Source organism: Rhodoferax sp. (assembly GCF_039922535.1).
Taxonomy (GTDB): Bacteria; Pseudomonadota; Gammaproteobacteria; order Burkholderiales; family Burkholderiaceae_C; genus Rhodoferax_B.
This window is the reverse complement of sequence record NZ_JBDTEM010000407.1, coordinates 1-14,379: the sequence shown is the minus strand read 5'-3', so window position 1 is coordinate 14,379 and position 14,379 is coordinate 1. Positions and strand designations below refer to the sequence as shown.

Annotated in this window: 22 protein-coding genes and 1 pseudogene; 14 read left to right on the top strand and 9 right to left on the bottom strand. The window is 60.8% G+C overall.

Translation table 11 applies throughout. The annotated features are described in order from the left end of the window. The 13 genes and pseudogenes from tuf to ABI213_RS19300 form a co-directional block, all read left to right on the top strand. Positions 1–161, top strand: a pseudogene (gene tuf, locus ABI213_RS19360) (elongation factor Tu); the annotation flags it as partial. An 18-nt stretch (positions 162–179) separates the two neighbouring features. Then, entirely contained in the window at positions 180–494 is a 315-nt protein-coding gene (gene rpsJ, locus ABI213_RS19355; protein WP_019575636.1) for a 30S ribosomal protein S10, read from the top strand. A 203-nt stretch (positions 495–697) separates the two neighbouring features. Continuing rightward, entirely contained in the window at positions 698–1,372 is a 675-nt protein-coding gene (gene rplC / locus ABI213_RS19350) for a 50S ribosomal protein L3 (RefSeq protein ID WP_348028308.1), read from the top strand. Then, entirely contained in the window at positions 1,372–1,992 is a 621-nt protein-coding gene (gene rplD / locus ABI213_RS19345; protein ID WP_348028306.1) for a 50S ribosomal protein L4, read from the top strand. The genes rplC and rplD overlap by 1 nt, the downstream gene beginning before the upstream one ends. Beyond that, complete coding sequence (gene rplW, locus ABI213_RS19340; protein ID WP_295952978.1) at positions 1,989–2,318, top strand: 50S ribosomal protein L23; 330 nt, start codon at positions 1,989–1,991, stop codon at positions 2,316–2,318. Before rplD ends, rplW begins: the two co-directional genes overlap by 4 nt. 2 nt (positions 2,319–2,320) lie before the next feature. Further along, on the top strand, positions 2,321–3,145 hold the full coding sequence (gene rplB / locus ABI213_RS19335; protein WP_348028304.1) for a 50S ribosomal protein L2: 825 nt from the start codon (positions 2,321–2,323) through the stop codon (positions 3,143–3,145). Positions 3,146–3,156: 11 nt separating this feature from the next. After that, positions 3,157–3,435: a 30S ribosomal protein S19 gene (gene rpsS / locus ABI213_RS19330; protein ID WP_295952987.1), complete on the top strand. Its 279-nt coding sequence runs from the start codon at positions 3,157–3,159 to the stop codon at positions 3,433–3,435. A 9-nt stretch (positions 3,436–3,444) separates the two neighbouring features. Next, positions 3,445–3,774, top strand: a complete 330-nt coding sequence (rplV, locus tag ABI213_RS19325) for a 50S ribosomal protein L22 (RefSeq protein WP_295952990.1) — start codon at positions 3,445–3,447, stop codon at positions 3,772–3,774. 13 nt (positions 3,775–3,787) lie between these two features. Beyond that, positions 3,788–4,690 carry a 30S ribosomal protein S3 gene (rpsC, locus tag ABI213_RS19320; protein ID WP_315188277.1) on the top strand — a complete coding sequence of 301 codons (903 nt, stop codon included), beginning with the start codon at positions 3,788–3,790 and terminating at the stop codon, positions 4,688–4,690. Between the two features lie 2 nt (positions 4,691–4,692). Continuing rightward, the gene (gene rplP / locus ABI213_RS19315) at positions 4,693–5,109 is read left to right on the top strand and encodes a 50S ribosomal protein L16 (protein ID WP_029708121.1); all 417 of its coding nucleotides are present in this window, start codon (positions 4,693–4,695) and stop codon (positions 5,107–5,109) included. A gap of 13 nt (positions 5,110–5,122) precedes the next feature. Next, positions 5,123–5,332 (top strand): 50S ribosomal protein L29, encoded by a 210-nt coding sequence (gene rpmC, locus ABI213_RS19310; RefSeq protein ID WP_295952997.1) that lies wholly within the window; start codon positions 5,123–5,125, stop codon positions 5,330–5,332. A gap of 11 nt (positions 5,333–5,343) precedes the next feature. Beyond that, positions 5,344–5,613: a 30S ribosomal protein S17 gene (rpsQ, locus tag ABI213_RS19305; protein WP_295952998.1), complete on the top strand. Its 270-nt coding sequence runs from the start codon at positions 5,344–5,346 to the stop codon at positions 5,611–5,613. A 100-nt stretch (positions 5,614–5,713) separates the two neighbouring features. Next, positions 5,714–6,223 carry a peroxiredoxin gene (locus ABI213_RS19300; protein WP_348006889.1) on the top strand — a complete coding sequence of 170 codons (510 nt, stop codon included), beginning with the start codon at positions 5,714–5,716 and terminating at the stop codon, positions 6,221–6,223. Between the two features lie 83 nt (positions 6,224–6,306). Here ABI213_RS19300 and ABI213_RS19295 read toward each other — a convergent pair whose 3' ends face one another. Continuing rightward, positions 6,307–7,179 carry a LysR substrate-binding domain-containing protein gene (locus ABI213_RS19295; RefSeq protein WP_348006890.1) on the bottom strand — a complete coding sequence of 291 codons (873 nt, stop codon included), beginning with the start codon at positions 7,177–7,179 and terminating at the stop codon, positions 6,307–6,309. A gap of 70 nt (positions 7,180–7,249) precedes the next feature. Between ABI213_RS19295 and asd the strand changes: the two genes are divergently transcribed. Continuing rightward, positions 7,250–8,098 carry an archaetidylserine decarboxylase gene (gene asd / locus ABI213_RS19290; protein ID WP_348006891.1) on the top strand — a complete coding sequence of 283 codons (849 nt, stop codon included), beginning with the start codon at positions 7,250–7,252 and terminating at the stop codon, positions 8,096–8,098. A 46-nt stretch (positions 8,099–8,144) separates the two neighbouring features. Here the strand turns inward: asd and ABI213_RS19285 are convergent, their stop codons facing one another. The 8 genes from ABI213_RS19285 to ABI213_RS19250 form a co-directional block, all read right to left on the bottom strand. Further along, positions 8,145–8,456 carry a hypothetical protein gene (locus ABI213_RS19285; RefSeq protein ID WP_348014727.1) on the bottom strand — a complete coding sequence of 104 codons (312 nt, stop codon included), beginning with the start codon at positions 8,454–8,456 and terminating at the stop codon, positions 8,145–8,147. Positions 8,457–8,486: 30 nt separating this feature from the next. After that, complete coding sequence (gene purU / locus ABI213_RS19280) at positions 8,487–9,335, bottom strand: formyltetrahydrofolate deformylase (RefSeq protein WP_348006893.1); 849 nt, start codon at positions 9,333–9,335, stop codon at positions 8,487–8,489. A gap of 319 nt (positions 9,336–9,654) precedes the next feature. Next, entirely contained in the window at positions 9,655–10,485 is an 831-nt protein-coding gene (locus ABI213_RS19275) for a ChaN family lipoprotein (RefSeq protein ID WP_348006894.1), read from the bottom strand. A 25-nt stretch (positions 10,486–10,510) separates the two neighbouring features. Next, a complete protein-coding gene (locus tag ABI213_RS19270; RefSeq protein ID WP_348028299.1) occupies positions 10,511–11,278 on the bottom strand; it encodes a DUF3108 domain-containing protein in 768 nt (255 codons plus the stop codon). 2 nt (positions 11,279–11,280) lie between these two features. Further along, the gene (locus ABI213_RS19265) at positions 11,281–11,574 is read right to left on the bottom strand and encodes a DUF3567 domain-containing protein (protein WP_348008253.1); all 294 of its coding nucleotides are present in this window, start codon (positions 11,572–11,574) and stop codon (positions 11,281–11,283) included. 139 nt (positions 11,575–11,713) lie between these two features. Continuing rightward, the gene (locus tag ABI213_RS19260; protein WP_348028297.1) at positions 11,714–13,240 is read right to left on the bottom strand and encodes an EAL domain-containing protein; all 1,527 of its coding nucleotides are present in this window, start codon (positions 13,238–13,240) and stop codon (positions 11,714–11,716) included. Beyond that, complete coding sequence (locus ABI213_RS19255; RefSeq protein WP_348008251.1) at positions 13,164–13,781, bottom strand: PAS domain-containing protein; 618 nt, start codon at positions 13,779–13,781, stop codon at positions 13,164–13,166. The genes ABI213_RS19260 and ABI213_RS19255 overlap by 77 nt, the downstream gene beginning before the upstream one ends. A gap of 208 nt (positions 13,782–13,989) precedes the next feature. Continuing rightward, positions 13,990–14,379, bottom strand: a 390-nt coding sequence (locus tag ABI213_RS19250) for a DUF3108 domain-containing protein (protein WP_348028295.1), incomplete at its 5' end; no start/stop codon positions are given.

Below are 14,379 nucleotides of genomic sequence, written 5' to 3'. Positions count from 1 at the left end.
TTGAGTTGCCAGAAGGCAAGGAAATGGTCATGCCAGGCGATAACGTGTCGATCACCGTCAAGCTGATCAACCCCATTGCCATGGAAGAAGGTCTGCGCTTCGCTATCCGCGAAGGCGGCAAGACCGTTGGCGCCGGTGTGGTTGCCAAGATCATTGCTTAAAACGACTTAGGAACCACCATGTCTACCAAGCAAAAAATCCGCATCCGCCTGAAGGCCTTTGATTACAAGCTCATCGACCAATCGGCCGCTGAAATTGTGGATACCGCCAAGCGCACCGGCGCGATTGTCAAGGGTCCCGTGCCTTTGCCAACCCGCATGAAGCGTTTCGATATTCTGCGTTCGCCGCACGTCAACAAGACCAGCCGCGACCAGTTCGAAATCCGTACGCACCAGCGTCTGATGGACATCGTTGACCCAACAGATAAAACTGTTGATGCGTTGATGAAGCTCGATCTGCCTGCTGGCGTGGACGTCGAAATCAAGCTGCAATAAAGCAATTGGTGTGGTTTTCGCGCAAGCGGGAGCCACACAATCCCCAAGGAAATAGCCCGCACTTGCTGAAAATGCAAGTGCGGGCTATACTCCAAGGCTGCGCTGAAATTCGCAAGAGTTTCAGCGCAGTTTTATTAACAGTCTTTCACGCAAAAACCGAGTAGCCAATTGCAGTTACACGGGTGGAAGTTACGGAGAAAACAATGAGTCAAAGCAACTCCCTAGGGTTGCTGGGCCGCAAGGTAGGCATGATGCGCCTATTCACCGATGACGGGGACGCAGTTCCTGTGACGGTGGTAGACGTGTCTAACAACCGTGTCACCCAGATCAAAACCCAAGAGAACGACGGTTATGTGGCCCTGCAGGTCACATTCGGTGCACGCAAAGCTTCGCGTGTGACCAAGCCGGCGGCCGGTCACCTTGCGAAAGCAGGCGTTGAAGCCGGTGAAATCATCCAAGAATTCCGCGTCACTTCCGATGCAGCAGCCCAGTACAAGCCGGGTTCTGTTGTCGCCGCTGGTGCAGTGTTCGCAGTGGGTCAAAAAGTCGACGTGCAAGGCACCACGATTGGTAAAGGCTTTGCCGGCACCATCAAGCGCCACCACATGAAGTCGCAGCGCGCCTCGCACGGTAACAGCCGCTCGCACAATGTTCCTGGCTCCATCGGTATGGCGCAGGATCCAGGTCGCGTGTTTCCTGGTAAGCGCATGACGGGTCATTTGGGTGTGGACACAGTCACCACCCAAAACCTCGACGTGATCCGCATCGACGAAGCCCGTCAACTGCTTTTGATCCGGGGCGCAGTTCCTGGTTCTAAGGGTGGTTTTGTGACGGTGCGCCACGCCATCAAGGCCAAAGTAACGCAAGGAGCGAACTAATGCAGCTCGAACTCCTGAATGACCAAGGCCAGGCCGCATCCAAGTTTGATGCGTCTGAAGCTGTATTCGGTCGTGCTTACAACGAAGATCTGGTGCACCAGGTTGTAGTCGCTTTCCAAGCCAACGCGCGTCAAGGCACCCGTGCCCAAAAAGACCGTGAGCAGGTTCGCCACTCGACCAAGAAGCCGTTCAAGCAAAAGGGAACTGGCCGCGCTCGCGCGGGTATGACCTCCTCGCCCCTGTGGCGTGGCGGCGGTCGTATTTTCCCGAATATGCCTGACGAAAACTTCACGCAAAAAATCAACAAGAAGATGTACCGCGCTGGTATGGCTGCGATCCTGTCGCAGCTGGCCCGCGAAGGTCGTCTGGCCGTCGTTGATTCGCTGACTGTCGATTCGCCCAAGACCAAGCCGCTGGCGGCCAAGTTCAAGGCTATGAATCTGGCGTCGGTGCTGGTCATCTCCGACCAAATCGATGAAAACCTGTATTTGGCTTCCCGCAATCTGGTCAACATTCTGGTGGTTGAACCCCGTTACGCCGATCCGGTGTCGCTGGTCCACTACAAGAAGGTTTTGGTGACCAAGGCTGCCATGGACAAACTCCAGGAGATGTTCGCATGAGCCGCATGAACTCGACGAAGCGTCAATTTGACGAAGGCCGTCTGATGCAAGTGCTGATCGCTCCCATCGTGTCTGAAAAGGCAACCATGGTGGCTGAGAAGTCCAATGCAGTGACGTTCAAGGTACTCCAGGACGCGACCAAGCACGAGATCATGGCTGCAGTGCAGCTGATGTTCAAGGTGGAAGTCAAGGGCGTTTCTGTGGTCAACACCAAAGGCAAAACCAAGCGTTTTGGCAAATCCATCGGTCGCCGCGACAACATTCGCAAGGCCTATGTGACGCTGAAGCCAGGTCAAGAGCTGAACCTGACCGGGGAGGCCGCGTAATCATGGCTGTCATTAAAATGAAACCCACTTCACCAGGCCAACGTGGCATGGTGAAGGTCTCGCGTGACCACCTGTACAAGGGTGCTCCTCACGCGGCGCTGTTGGAGCCTCAGTTCCAAAAAGCGGGCCGTAACAACAATGGTCATATCACCATCCGCCACCGTGGCGGCGGTCATAAGCACCATTACCGCGTTGTGGACTTTGTTCGCAACAAGGATGGCATCCCTGCAAAGGTCGAACGTATTGAATACGATCCAAACCGTACCGCGCACATTGCCCTGATCTGCTACGCCGATGGCGAACGCCGTTACATCATTGCTCCCCGTGGCCTGGAAGCCGGTGCAAGCCTGATGAGCGGTGCGGAAGCCCCGATCCGCGCAGGTAACACCTTGCCAATCCGTAACATCCCTGTGGGTTCGACCATCCACTGCATCGAGCTCAAGCCCGGTGCTGGTGCACAGATCGCCCGTTCGGCTGGTACCTCGGCAACGCTGTTGGCACGTGAAGGCATCTACGCCCAGGTGCGTATGCGTTCCGGTGAGGTTCGCAAGATCCACATCGAATGCCGCGCCACCATTGGTGAAGTCGCCAACGAAGAACACAGCCTGCGCCGTTTGGGCAAGGCCGGTGCGAAACGCTGGAAGGGTATCCGCCCAACCGTTCGCGGTGTGGTGATGAATCCTGTCGATCACCCACACGGCGGTGGTGAAGGTAAGACCGGCGAAGGCCGTCATCCAGTCGATCCTTGGGGCAATCTGACCAAGGGTTACCGTACCCGTAACAACAAGCGCACCCAAGTGATGGTGGTGTCGCGTCGCAAGAAGTAAGGGGTAGCTAGATGACTCGCTCACTTAAAAAAGGTCCCTTCGTAGACCACCATTTGCTGGCCAAGGCTGAAAAAGCCGTCGCCATCAAAGACAAAAAGCCAATTAAGACCTGGTCGCGTCGTTCCATGATCTTGCCCGATTTCATCGGCCTGACCATTGCTGTGCATAACGGCAAGCAGCACGTCCCTGTCTATATTACCGACCAAATGGTGGGCCACAAGTTGGGAGAGTTCGCACTCACCCGTACTTTCAAGGGTCACCCTGCCGACAAAAAAGTCGTGCGGAAATAAGGAAAGACCATGGAAACACGTGCAGTCCTTCGCGGCGTGCGTTTGTCAGTAGACAAAGGCCGTCTGGTCGCAGATTTGATCCGCGGCAAAAAGGTAGACCAAGCCCTGAACGTTCTGGAATTCACGCAGAAAAAAGCTGCTGTGATCATCAAGAAAGTTCTGGAATCGGCTATCGCTAACGCTGAGCACAATGACGGTGCCGACATCGACGAGTTGAAGGTTAAAACCATCTTCGTTGAACAAGGTGCCACTCTCAAGCGTTTCACAGCCCGTGCAAAGGGCCGTGGTAACAGTATCAGCAAGCCCACGTGCCATGTGTACGTGACGGTCGGTAACTAAAAGGTCGGAAGATATGGGACAAAAAATCCACCCTACCGGCTTTCGTTTGTCGGTCAGCCGTAACTGGTCCAGCCGTTGGTACGCAAGCAACAACGACTTCGCCGGTATGCTGGCTGAAGACATCAAGGTACGTGAGTACCTGAAAGCCAAACTGAAGAACGCTTCGGTTTCGCGCATTTTGATCGAGCGTCCTGCCAAGAATGCCCGTATCACGATTTTCTCGGCTCGTCCGGGCGTCGTGATCGGCAAAAAAGGCGAAGACATCGAGAACCTCAAGCGTGACCTGGCCAAGCAATTGGGCGTGCCCGTCGCAGTCAACATCGAAGAAGTGCGCAAGCCTGAAATCGATGCCAAGCTGATTGCCGACTCGATCACCCAGCAGCTCGAAAAGCGCATCATGTTCCGCCGTGCCATGAAGCGCGCCATGCAAAACGCCATGCGTCTGGGTGCCCTGGGCATCAAGATCATGTCGTCTGGCCGTCTGAATGGCATTGAAATCGCACGTTGCGAGTGGTACCGCGAAGGTCGCGTGCCACTGCACACCTTGCGTGCGGACATCGACTACGGCACCTCGGAAGCCAAAACCACTTACGGCATTATTGGCGTGAAGGTTTGGGTCTACAAGGGTGATACCTTGGGTCGTAACGATCTGCCTGCTGTGCAAGAGCCGCGCAATGATGAAGAGCGTCGTCCCCGTGGACCCCGTCGCGATGACCGCGGCGGCCGTCCTGGTGGCAATGACCGTCCTCCAGCTCGTGGTCCCCGCCGTCCTGTAGGTGCCAATGCGGCTCCTGCAGACGGTAGCGACAAACCTGTTGAAGCCACAGGTGCTACGGCACCGAAATCTACCGTTCAGCGCGTCCGTAAAGTAGCCGCGCCTGCTGCACCTGCTGCAGCTGACGGTAAAGGAGAATAAACATGTTGCAACCCGCGCGTCGCAAGTACCGCAAAGAGCAAAAAGGCCGTAACACCGGCATCGCAACCCGGGGTAGCTCGGTTGCGTTTGGTGATTTCGGTCTGAAGTGCACGGACCGTGGCCGTCTGACGGCCCGCCAGATTGAAGCCGCACGCCGTGCGATTTCCCGCCACGTCAAACGTGGTGGTCGTATCTGGATCCGTGTGTTCCCCGACAAGCCAATCTCCCAAAAGCCTGCTGAAGTGCGGATGGGTAACGGCAAGGGTAACCCCGAGTATTACGTGGCTGAAATCCAGCCCGGCAAGATCGTGTTTGAAATCGTCGGTGTTCCCGAAGAGTTGGCCCGTGAAGCGTTCCGTTTGGCTGCTGCCAAACTGCCTTTGCGTACCACTTTCGTGGCCCGCATGATTGGTCAGTGATCAGGAGATTGAGATGACGAAAGCTACTGAATTACGTACCAAAGACGTTGCCGGCCTGCAAACCGAAGTGAAAGCGCTGCAACGCGCCCACTTCGGTCTGCGTATGCAAAAAGCCACGCAACAACTCAACAACACAGCTACGCTGCGCACTGCGCGCCGTGACATTGCCCGCGCCAAGACCATTCTTGTCGAGAAGCAATCGGCTGACAAATCTGCTAAGTAAGGAGCAACAACATGACGGAAGCTAAAACATCCCTCAAGCGCACCTTGGTTGGCAAGGTGGTCAGCGACAAGCGTACGAAGACTGTGACTGTGCTGATCGAGCGCCGTGTGAAGCACGAGCTCTACGGCAAGATCGTTGGCAAGTCGAGCAAGTACCACGCCCATGACGAAAAGGGCGAGTACAAGCTGGGCGACACCATCGAGATTACCGAAAGCCGTCCGATCTCCAAGACCAAGAACTGGGTCGCTACCCGCTTGGTGCAAAAGGCTATTGCGGTTTAATCCTGCAAACTCCTTAAAAAACGGCTCACAATGTGGGCCGATTTTGTTTTTGGGCTCTGAACGAGCCCATTTTCGTTTTTCAACCTTGAAGGAGCACACCATGATCAAAGTCGGCGACACCCTGCCATCCACCACCCTGTTTGAATACATCGAAGTCGAAGGTGAAGGCTGCAGCATTGGCCCGAACGCGGTCGACGTGGCCAAGGCCACCGCGGGCAAGACGATTGCCCTGTTTGCCTTGCCCGGTGCCTTCACCCCCACCTGCTCGGCCCAGCATGTGCCCGGTTATGTGGCCAATGCAGAGGCCTTCAAGGCTGCCGGTGTGGACGAAATCTGGTGCCTGAGCGTGAATGACGCGTTTGTTATGGGTGCCTGGGCGCGTGACCAGAAGACCGCCGGCAAGGTACGCATGCTGGGCGACGGCAGTGCCGAGTTCACCAAGGCCGCTGGCCTGGTGCTGGACCTGACCGCCAAGGGCCTGGGCGTGCGCAGCCACCGTTACTCGATGCTGGTGAAAAACGGCGTGGTGCAGACCCTGAACCTGGAAGACGGCGGCAAGCTGGAAGTCAGCGGTGCGGAAACCCTGCTGGCCCAAGCCAAAGCAGCGTAAACCCTCTGCTATTTAAATAAGAGCTGCCCGTGCAGGTGCTACCTGCACGGGCGGCTCTTTTTGTTTAAATTTTGAGGCCTGGCTCAGGCCATGGCTTTTTTGAGCCAGTCGGCAAATGCCGCGCATTCCCAGCGGTCCATCGTCCCTGCGTGCCAGCACAGGTAGTGCGCATGCGGGCTGGGCACGCTGCGGGTAAAGAGGCGCACCAGGGAGCCGTTGTCCAGCCACCCGGCACCCAGGCGCAGGCGCACCAAGCCGATGCCCATGCCGGCGGCAGCGGCGTCGCACATCAGACCGATATCGTTGAACTGCGAGCCCTCGACCGGCTCCGGCCAGTCTTGCTGATGGGCGGCAAACCAGGTGCGCCAGGGCTCCAGTGGACTGCGCAACAGGCGCGCACCTTCCAGGTCGGCCACGGTATCGAACGGCCCGTGCTCGCGTACAAAGGCGGGCGAGGCCAGCGGCGTGACTTCGTCGCGGGTCAGGCAGACATGCTCTACATCGGCATAGCGGCCGGTGCCAAAGCGCACCACCAGATCGGCATCTTCGGCCACCACGTCCAGCAGCGGAATCGACACCTGCAGCGTCAGGTCGATCTCGGGGTAGGCCTCGGTGAACTGGCGCAGGCGCGGGATCAGGATGGCGCGGGCGAAGGTGGGTGTCACGGCCAGGCGCAGCTTGCGCTTGCCAGGGGCCGACTGGGCGCTGGGAAAGCGCTCCAGAATCGCCAGGCCTTCGCGCACATGGGCCAGGTACTCGCTGCCCTCGGTGGTGAGTGAAAAGTCGGCCCGACCAAACAGCTTGGTGCCCAGAATCTGCTCTAGTTGCTTGACCCGGTGGCTAACCGCACTGGGCGTGACGCACAGCTCCTCGGCCGTCTGCGTCACGCTGCGCAACCGGGCCAGGGCCTCGAAAGTTAACAGGCACTGGATCGGGGGTATACGTGTAGCACTCATGGGCTGATTGTCCGCTGTGCACCGTACCCCCCTGGCTACAATTGCACCCTTTTTGCCTAGGGGATTGCGCGTGTCTGACCGTACCAAAGTGTGGCTGCAGTACCTGCTGCCCAAGCACGCCATCACCGCTTTTGGCTGGCATGTCGCCACAGGGCGCTGGGGGGGCGCCACCACCGGCATCATCCGCTGGTTCGTCGGCAAATACGGTGTGAATATGGCCGAGGCGGTCAACCCCGACATCACCAGCTACGCCAGTTTCAACGACTTCTTTACCCGCGCCCTGAAGCCCGGTGCGCGTCCTATCGCCCAGGCCGACTTGGTGTGCCCGGTGGACGGCGCGATCAGCCAGTTTGGTCGCATTGAGCAAGACCAGATCTTCCAGGCCAAGGGCCATACCTATTCGACCACCGCGCTGGTCGGCGGTGACGCGGCGCTGGGCGCGCTATTCGAGAACGGCCACTTCGCCAACATCTACCTGAGCCCCAAGGACTACCACCGCATCCACATGCCTTGCGAAGGGCGTTTGACGCGTATGGTCTATGTGCCGGGCGAGCTGTTCTCGGTGAACCCGGTGACGGCGCAGGGCGTGCCCGGCCTGTTCGCGCGCAACGAGCGGGTGGTCTGCGTGTTTGATTCGGCGCGCGGGCCGTTTGTGCTGGTGCTGGTGGGCGCCGCCATCGTCGGCAGTATGGCGACCGTGTGGCAGGGCATCATCAACCCGCCGCGCGGCCCGGTGCGCGAATGGCGTTACGAAGACCAGCAGATCGTGTTGAAACAAGGCGAAGAGATGGGCCGTTTCCTGCTGGGCTCTACCGTGGTGATGCTGTTCCCCCAGGGGCTGTTGAACTTCAACCCCGCTTGGGCACCCGCGGGCAGCGTGCGCTTGGGCGAGCTGATGGCTAACGCTAGTGGAGCGTGAACATTAGCTCACCGGGTACGCGTGTTGGAGCGTTCCTGTTTAGCGCTTAAAACTTGCATTTCAATGCTTCTGCCGTAACGGATGCGCCTTCTGCCCAATCAAGGTTGCTAGAGATCACGAAGATTCCATTGCCGCCTTTACTCGCAACTTCGTTGAGCGCTTTGTGCATTGCATTGCTCGGCTTGTTCGGCCCAAGGCGCTGCTCAGTGCCGATGACACCAAGTGACTGGCACAAACGCTCTTTTTGAGCAGCGGTCACTACTTGCACTTTTTCTGCGCCGGTGTCTAGTGAGGTTGCACAGCCTGCTAACGATACAAGGCAGAGGACAGCAATTGTTTGAATACTCAGGCGATTCATATATACCTCTGTTTGGGTAAGCATTCCGCGCTATTTAAAAATCACCGTCTTGTGCCCGTTAATCAGTACCCGGTGCTCGCTGTGCCACTTGACGGCGCGGGCCAGCACCTGGCTTTCGGTATCCCGGCCCTGGGCGGTGAAATGTTCTACGGTGCGGCTGTGGTCCACGCGGGCGACATCCTGCTCAATGATCGGGCCTTCATCTAAATCAGCCGTCACGTAGTGGGCGGTGGCGCCGATCAGCTTCACACCCCGGTCGTGCGCCTGGTAGTAGGGCTTGGCACCCTTGAAGCTGGGCAGGAAGCTGTGGTGGATGTTGATGGCGCGTCCGGCCAGCTTGCGGCACAGGTCGTCGCTCAAAATTTGCATGTAGCGCGCCAGCACCACCAGCTCGGCCCCTTCGCTTTCGATCACCTCGTAGATGCGGCCCTCGGCCTGGGCCTTGGTGGCGGCGGTCACCGGGATGTGGTGGAACGGCACGTTGTAGCTGGCGGCCAGTTGGTAGAAGTCGCGGTGGTTGCTGACGATGGCGCGGATGTCCAGCGGCAGCAGGCCGCTCTTCCAGCGGAACAGCAGGTCGTTCAGGCAGTGGCCTTCTTTGCTGACCATCAGCACGGTGCGCACCGGGGCCGACGCGTCGTGCAGGGTCCAGCGCATGGCGAAGCCTTCGGCGAACGGGGTCAGTTGGTTGCGCAACTCCGCCGTGCTGTGGGCCGCGCTGGCGAACTGCACCCGCATGAAGAACAAACCCGTGTCGGGGTCGTTGTACTGGCCAGCTTCTTCGATGTTGCAGCCGCGCTCCAGCAGAAAGCCGGAAACCGCGTGCACGATGCCCGGACGGTCGGGGCAGGACAGGGTGAGGATGTGGGCGTGTGTCATTGGGGCTGGATTGTCGCGCAGGTTGGCGTTAAGAACGTGTTCACGGTCTATTTGAGGCCGCGTTGGGGAGCAATCGGGATGGGTTGGCTGTGAGCGCCCGCAGCATGGGCTCCCCGCCCATGCAAGGGTGATAGCGGACAAATCGCCCGATTTCTCCCCAACCCGCAGGGCAGTTGCCTTTTCGGGCAGTCTGGGGCGTTGCGCCTCTTGCCAATAGCCAGCTATTGGCGGCGAGCCGCGCCTACCAGCCCCTCCCGAAAAGGCAGCTGCGCGGCCCCAAATAGACCGTGAACACGTTCTGAGGCCGGAGGGCAGCGCCTCAGCCTGGCATCTTGCCTTTGAGATCGGCGCAGTAGTCGGTGGGCGGGATGCTTGGGGTGACCCAGGTGCTATCAAAATTTACTATGTTTTTGGGAGCTGACTGCGCAGGTGCTACCTGCAGCAGCACCGTTTTTGACTTGAAGTTTTCGGGCAAATATTGCGGAATGCCGAGGCTGTCATCGACATGGCCCGCTCCGGCTAGTAGCAACACGGTTTTGCCGGGCACGGCGGCGGCTTGCAGGGTCTGCGCCATGGCCTGGTCGCGGGCGATCTGGATGCGGGTCATGGGGCGGATCTGGCTCTCGGGCAGCAGGCCGCAATGGCCCAGGCGAATGGCTTGCTGCTGGGCCTTTAGCGCCGGGCCGGGCAGCGCGCCGTCCAGCCGCGCGTTGGCCATGGCATCGCGCATCTGGGCGCGCGGCAGGTTGGCACCCAGTACCGGCACCCCGGCATGCACGGCCTCCAAGATGGCCGGGCCGTAGGCCGCCCAGGGCCAGCCTGCGTCGTTCCAGGCCAGGGCGGCCTGCACGTCAGCGGCGCTGGCATCACGCGGCAGGGCGGCGGTGTTGTGGCCTTGCTCGGCCATCTCCAGCACCAGGGCGGCGAGTTGGCCTTGCGCGGCCAGGGCGGCTACCGCTTCGCGGTGGATGCGCTGGTGGTCGGGCGCGTCGTGCTGTTCGCCCAGCAGAATGGCATCGGCTGGCAGCAGCGCCAGTGTGCGCTGGGCGGTATCGGTGGTATCGGCGGGGACGCCAGGGACGCTGGCGCAGCCGACGAGCCAGGCCGCAGTAACCACAATAGAGGCGATGGCGGCAAGGTTGCGTTGCATGGTGAGGAGCTTGGTATGGCGCTTATTAAGGCGCTTCCACGCCGCGCAGCCGCTGGTCGATGAAGTCGCCGTTGGCCTGGGTGATTTTGAGCCGCACCGGCAGGTAAGCCATGCGGGGTGCCAGCCATAGCTCCACCTTTTGGTCCGATGCCTGGCGCGGGGTTCGGGTCAGCCGCAGGGTGTCCATGGTGCCCGCTTGGCCCAAAGTGGCGTTCGGCAGTTGGATCTTCTCAGCCCCATCGACGGTAAACACCCACACCTCGGCCCCGTGCAGGCCCAGGGTTTGCAGCGCCAGCGTGCTGCCGGGCGGGTAGCGGGATGGGGTGGCGGCCAGCAGGCCTGCGATGTGCAGAATCACGCTGAGCTGGTCCTGGGCAGCCGGCTCCAGGGCGACGGCGGGGTTGTCGCCACTGAAGCTGGCGCGGTGTTGGGCCTGGTCAAAATCCACCGCCACCTGTTTGCGCCAGGTATCGACAAAACGCAGTGGTGCCAGCCCCTCGGGCGTGATGCTGCCGGTGCTGGTGCGGGCACGCTGGCCCAGCAGTGGCACGTTGATCTGCAGCCGGGCCTCGTAATGTTGGCCGTCTTGTGTCCAGAGCAGCTCGCCCTGGGCCTGGTAGTTGAATTTTTTGACCTCTCCGTCCAGCGCGTAGAGCAGCCGCACGGGCTCGGGGAAGGTGAACGCGGTGGCGTGGGCCAGGGCGGGTGGGCTGGCTTCGGCGGCCAAGGCGCTGACCGATCCCCGCCACAGGGCGGCCCCTAACGCGACACCAGCCAGCCGCCGCCTTTGCATGGTCAGTGGACCACCACGGGGTTTTGCGCCAGCCCGGCGTACTGCTCCAAGGTGTCTTCTACCTCTTCCTGGGTGGGTGTGTTGAGCTGCCAGGCCGCGATATGGCGCTGGAACAACTCGGCCCAGGAGCCGTCCAAATACACCTCTTTGCCCGAGCGCTTGTCCACGATCTCAAAGCCGTGGCGCTCCAGTATGGGCGGCCGGGGCATATTTGCCGCCGGCAGCAAGGCTTCCAGGGCGGCGACGGGTTGCATGTGGACCACCTCGAAGGATTCAGAGTCGTAAAGCGTGTTCATGGGGGTCCTTATTTCAATAGCTATATTCCAGTTGGTGGCAACTGGCCTGGTTTCAAGCGCTGAACAGGTTCTAAGCCCGCCTCGGAGGATCGCGGGCCGCAGTATCCTATTTTGCTATATTTTTGATTGCTGCCTGTGCTTACGGTGATTGCGCTGGTGGCCTATTTTGCATAAGGTTATTGGTCGCCAGTAAGGCCTCGAATGCCCGCACCGACACGGCCGGGGCGTAAAGGTAGCCTTGGTACTGGGCGATACCTTGGGCCTGCACCCACGCCAACTGCTCGGGGGTTTCGACCCCTTCGGCGACCGCGGTGTAGCCCATGAGTTTGCACATGGTGGTGATGACCGAGGTCAGTTGCCGGTCGGACGGGTCGCACTGGATGAAGGTTTTGTCGATCTTCAGGGTCGTGATCGGGAAGCGTTGCAGGTAGGCCAGGTTGGAGTAGCCGGTACCAAAGTCGTCCAGCGCAATCAAAAAACCCATGCGCTGCAGGGCGGCCAGGCGCTCGGCCAGTTGCGGGTCGTTGTCCAGCAGCATGGATTCGGTGATCTCCAGCTCCAGCCCCTGGGCCTGGCCCTGCGCGGGGGCCAGCGCGGCCGCAATGTCAGCCAGCAAGGCCGGGTGCATCAGCTGGTAGGCGCTGAGGTTGACCGACACCAGCAAGTCGTAGCCCGCGTGTGCCCAGCGGGCTTGCTGGGCGGCGGCCTGTTGCAGCACAAAATTGCCGATAGGGCGGATCAACCCGGTGCGCTCGCAGGTGGCAATGAACACATCGGGCGGCAGCAGGCCGCGCACCGGGTGTTGCCAGCGCACCAGGGCCTCGGCCCCGGTGATCTGCCCCGTGGCCACGTCTACACGCGGCTGGAAGTACACCGTGAACGCATTGCGCTCCACCGCCTGGCGCAGCTCGGCCTCCATTTCGGTGCGGCTGTGCAGGGCTGCGGACATGGCCGGTTGGTAGAACGCAAATGCGTTGCGGCCACTTTCTTTGGCGGCGTACATCGCCAGGTCGGCGTTGCGCATCAAGGTCTGGATGTCGCTGCCGTCGCGCGGGTACAGTGCCACCCCCGCACTGGGCGTGACGCGGACTTCGGTGCCACCCAGAAACAGCGGTTGCGCCACGCTGTGCAGCAGGCGGGTTTGGATCTGCGCCAGCTCGCCATCCAGGTCGGCCGAGGTCAGGAAGATCAGGAATTCATCGCCGCCCAGCCGGGCCACCAGGTCGGTGCCGCGCGTGACCTGGCGCAGGCGCTGGGCCACCTGTACCAGCAGCGCATCGCCGACGGCGTGGCCCAGGGTGTCGTTGACATCTTTGAAGTGGTCCAAGTCGATAAAGATCAGCGCCGCTTGTTCTGCGGTTGGGGATATCGCCTGGTGGGCGGTGGACTCCATATGCGCTTGCAGCTGCTGAAAGCGCTTGAGCACATAGCTGCGGTTGGGCAGGCCGGTGAGGGCATCGTGCAGCGCCTGGTATTGGGCCCGCTCTTCGGTGTGTTTGACGGTGCTGATGTCGGTCTCGCTGACCAGAATCGCGCTTTGCCCGGTGACCGCGTCTTTGCAATGCCGGGCCGACAGCTCGTGCCAGCGCTCACCTTGCGGGGTTTTGACCAGCAGGGTGTGTTTGGCCACGCCGTGGGCGTCTAGCTCGGCCCACGAAACGGTCATGCGCCCGCGCATCGGCAATATGCTCCAACAGGCTCTCCAGCGGCATCGCCAGGGCCGCCCGGGCCGCCGGGTTGCGGTACAGGGGGCTGCCGTCGGTGGCGTACAGGGTGATCATCACCGCGGTGTGCAGCAGCGCCTCGACCGAGCGCAGGGCCGCCGGGGCCATGTGTTCGTTGGTCGATGCCTCGCACAGCATGGCCATGCGCCCATCGTCCAGCCGAAAGCCGCTGAAACACACCGTCAGCGCCACGGGAATGCCCGCCGGGTACACCGTCCACTGCTCGTTGAAGCGCGCACCCTGTGCCACAAAGTCGTTCTGGTACTGGGCCAGGCGCTGCGCCACCGAAGGCGACATGTCGATGCCCAGGTCGCGGGCGCGCAGCTCGGCCAAGGACTCGGCCCGCCAAACCTGCAGTGCGGCCGCGTTGGCCCAGAGGATGCGGCGGCGGTCGATATCAAAAATCCACACCGCGATGCACAGCAGCGCAAAGGGCGCGCATTGTGCGTCCAGCGTTGAGGGGGCGTCAGGGGTGGTGGTCAAGATAAGAGCGGCGTTGCCGGTGCGCGTGGTGCCACAGCTGCGCCCAGGCGGCACACCGACCTCGGAATGTAGCCGTTTGTGCTGCTTTTCGCGGCACCATGGCCCGCCCCGCCCCTAGCGCTTTCCCGCGGGTTTCATCACTTTTGTGGATGCCGGGCCCGCATCCCGAACCGGCCGCTGCGCGGGCCCAAGGAGACCGTGGACGGGCCTAGGGTTTTTCCACCGCGCGCAGTTGCTGGTCGATGAAGTCCCCGTTGGCGTTGGTGATCTTGAGCCGGGCGGGCAGGTAGCCCATGCTAGGCAGCAGCCAGAGCTCGACCTTTTGGTCAAACGCCTTGCGCGGGTTGCGGGTGAGCTTGAGCGTGTCGATGCTGTCGTAGGGCAGGTAGCTTTTCTCGGGCCCCTCGACCGTGAAGGCCCATACATCGGCATCTTTGGGGCCGACGGTCTGGATGGCGATGGTGGCCCCGGTCGGGTAGCTGGCGGGGTCGGCGGCCAGCATGCCCGCAAGCTGCAGGACCACGCTGAGCTGGTCCTGGGCAGCGGTTTCCAGCGCCACATCGGGGGTGTTGGCGCTGAAGCTGACGCGGTGGTTGGC

Bases quoted from the DNA above. Each gene is read 5' to 3' on its own strand.
- rplW (WP_295952978.1), top strand. From the start codon at position 1,989: ATGAGCCGCATGAACTCGACGAAGCGTCAATTTGACGAAGGCCGTCTG.
- rplB (WP_348028304.1), top strand. From the start codon at position 2,321: ATGGCTGTCATTAAAATGAAACCCACTTCACCAGGCCAACGTGGCATG.
- ABI213_RS19295 (WP_348006890.1), bottom strand. From the start codon at position 7,179: ATGAGTGCTACACGTATACCCCCGATCCAGTGCCTGTTAACTTTCGAG.
- ABI213_RS19265 (WP_348008253.1), bottom strand. From the start codon at position 11,574: ATGAACACGCTTTACGACTCTGAATCCTTCGAGGTGGTCCACATGCAA.
- rpsJ (WP_019575636.1), top strand. From the start codon at position 180: ATGTCTACCAAGCAAAAAATCCGCATCCGCCTGAAGGCCTTTGATTAC.
- rpmC (WP_295952997.1), top strand. From the start codon at position 5,123: ATGACGAAAGCTACTGAATTACGTACCAAAGACGTTGCCGGCCTGCAA.
- rplC (WP_348028308.1), top strand. From the start codon at position 698: ATGAGTCAAAGCAACTCCCTAGGGTTGCTGGGCCGCAAGGTAGGCATG.
- rplV (WP_295952990.1), top strand. From the start codon at position 3,445: ATGGAAACACGTGCAGTCCTTCGCGGCGTGCGTTTGTCAGTAGACAAA.
- ABI213_RS19270 (WP_348028299.1), bottom strand. From the start codon at position 11,278: ATGCAAAGGCGGCGGCTGGCTGGTGTCGCGTTAGGGGCCGCCCTGTGG.
- ABI213_RS19285 (WP_348014727.1), bottom strand. From the start codon at position 8,456: ATGAATCGCCTGAGTATTCAAACAATTGCTGTCCTCTGCCTTGTATCG.
- rplD (WP_348028306.1), top strand. From the start codon at position 1,372: ATGCAGCTCGAACTCCTGAATGACCAAGGCCAGGCCGCATCCAAGTTT.
- ABI213_RS19260 (WP_348028297.1), bottom strand. From the start codon at position 13,240: ATGACCGTTTCGTGGGCCGAGCTAGACGCCCACGGCGTGGCCAAACAC.
- purU (WP_348006893.1), bottom strand. From the start codon at position 9,335: ATGACACACGCCCACATCCTCACCCTGTCCTGCCCCGACCGTCCGGGC.
- rpsS (WP_295952987.1), top strand. From the start codon at position 3,157: ATGACTCGCTCACTTAAAAAAGGTCCCTTCGTAGACCACCATTTGCTG.
- ABI213_RS19300 (WP_348006889.1), top strand. From the start codon at position 5,714: ATGATCAAAGTCGGCGACACCCTGCCATCCACCACCCTGTTTGAATAC.
- ABI213_RS19275 (WP_348006894.1), bottom strand. From the start codon at position 10,485: ATGCAACGCAACCTTGCCGCCATCGCCTCTATTGTGGTTACTGCGGCC.
- rplP (WP_029708121.1), top strand. From the start codon at position 4,693: ATGTTGCAACCCGCGCGTCGCAAGTACCGCAAAGAGCAAAAAGGCCGT.
- rpsQ (WP_295952998.1), top strand. From the start codon at position 5,344: ATGACGGAAGCTAAAACATCCCTCAAGCGCACCTTGGTTGGCAAGGTG.
- rpsC (WP_315188277.1), top strand. From the start codon at position 3,788: ATGGGACAAAAAATCCACCCTACCGGCTTTCGTTTGTCGGTCAGCCGT.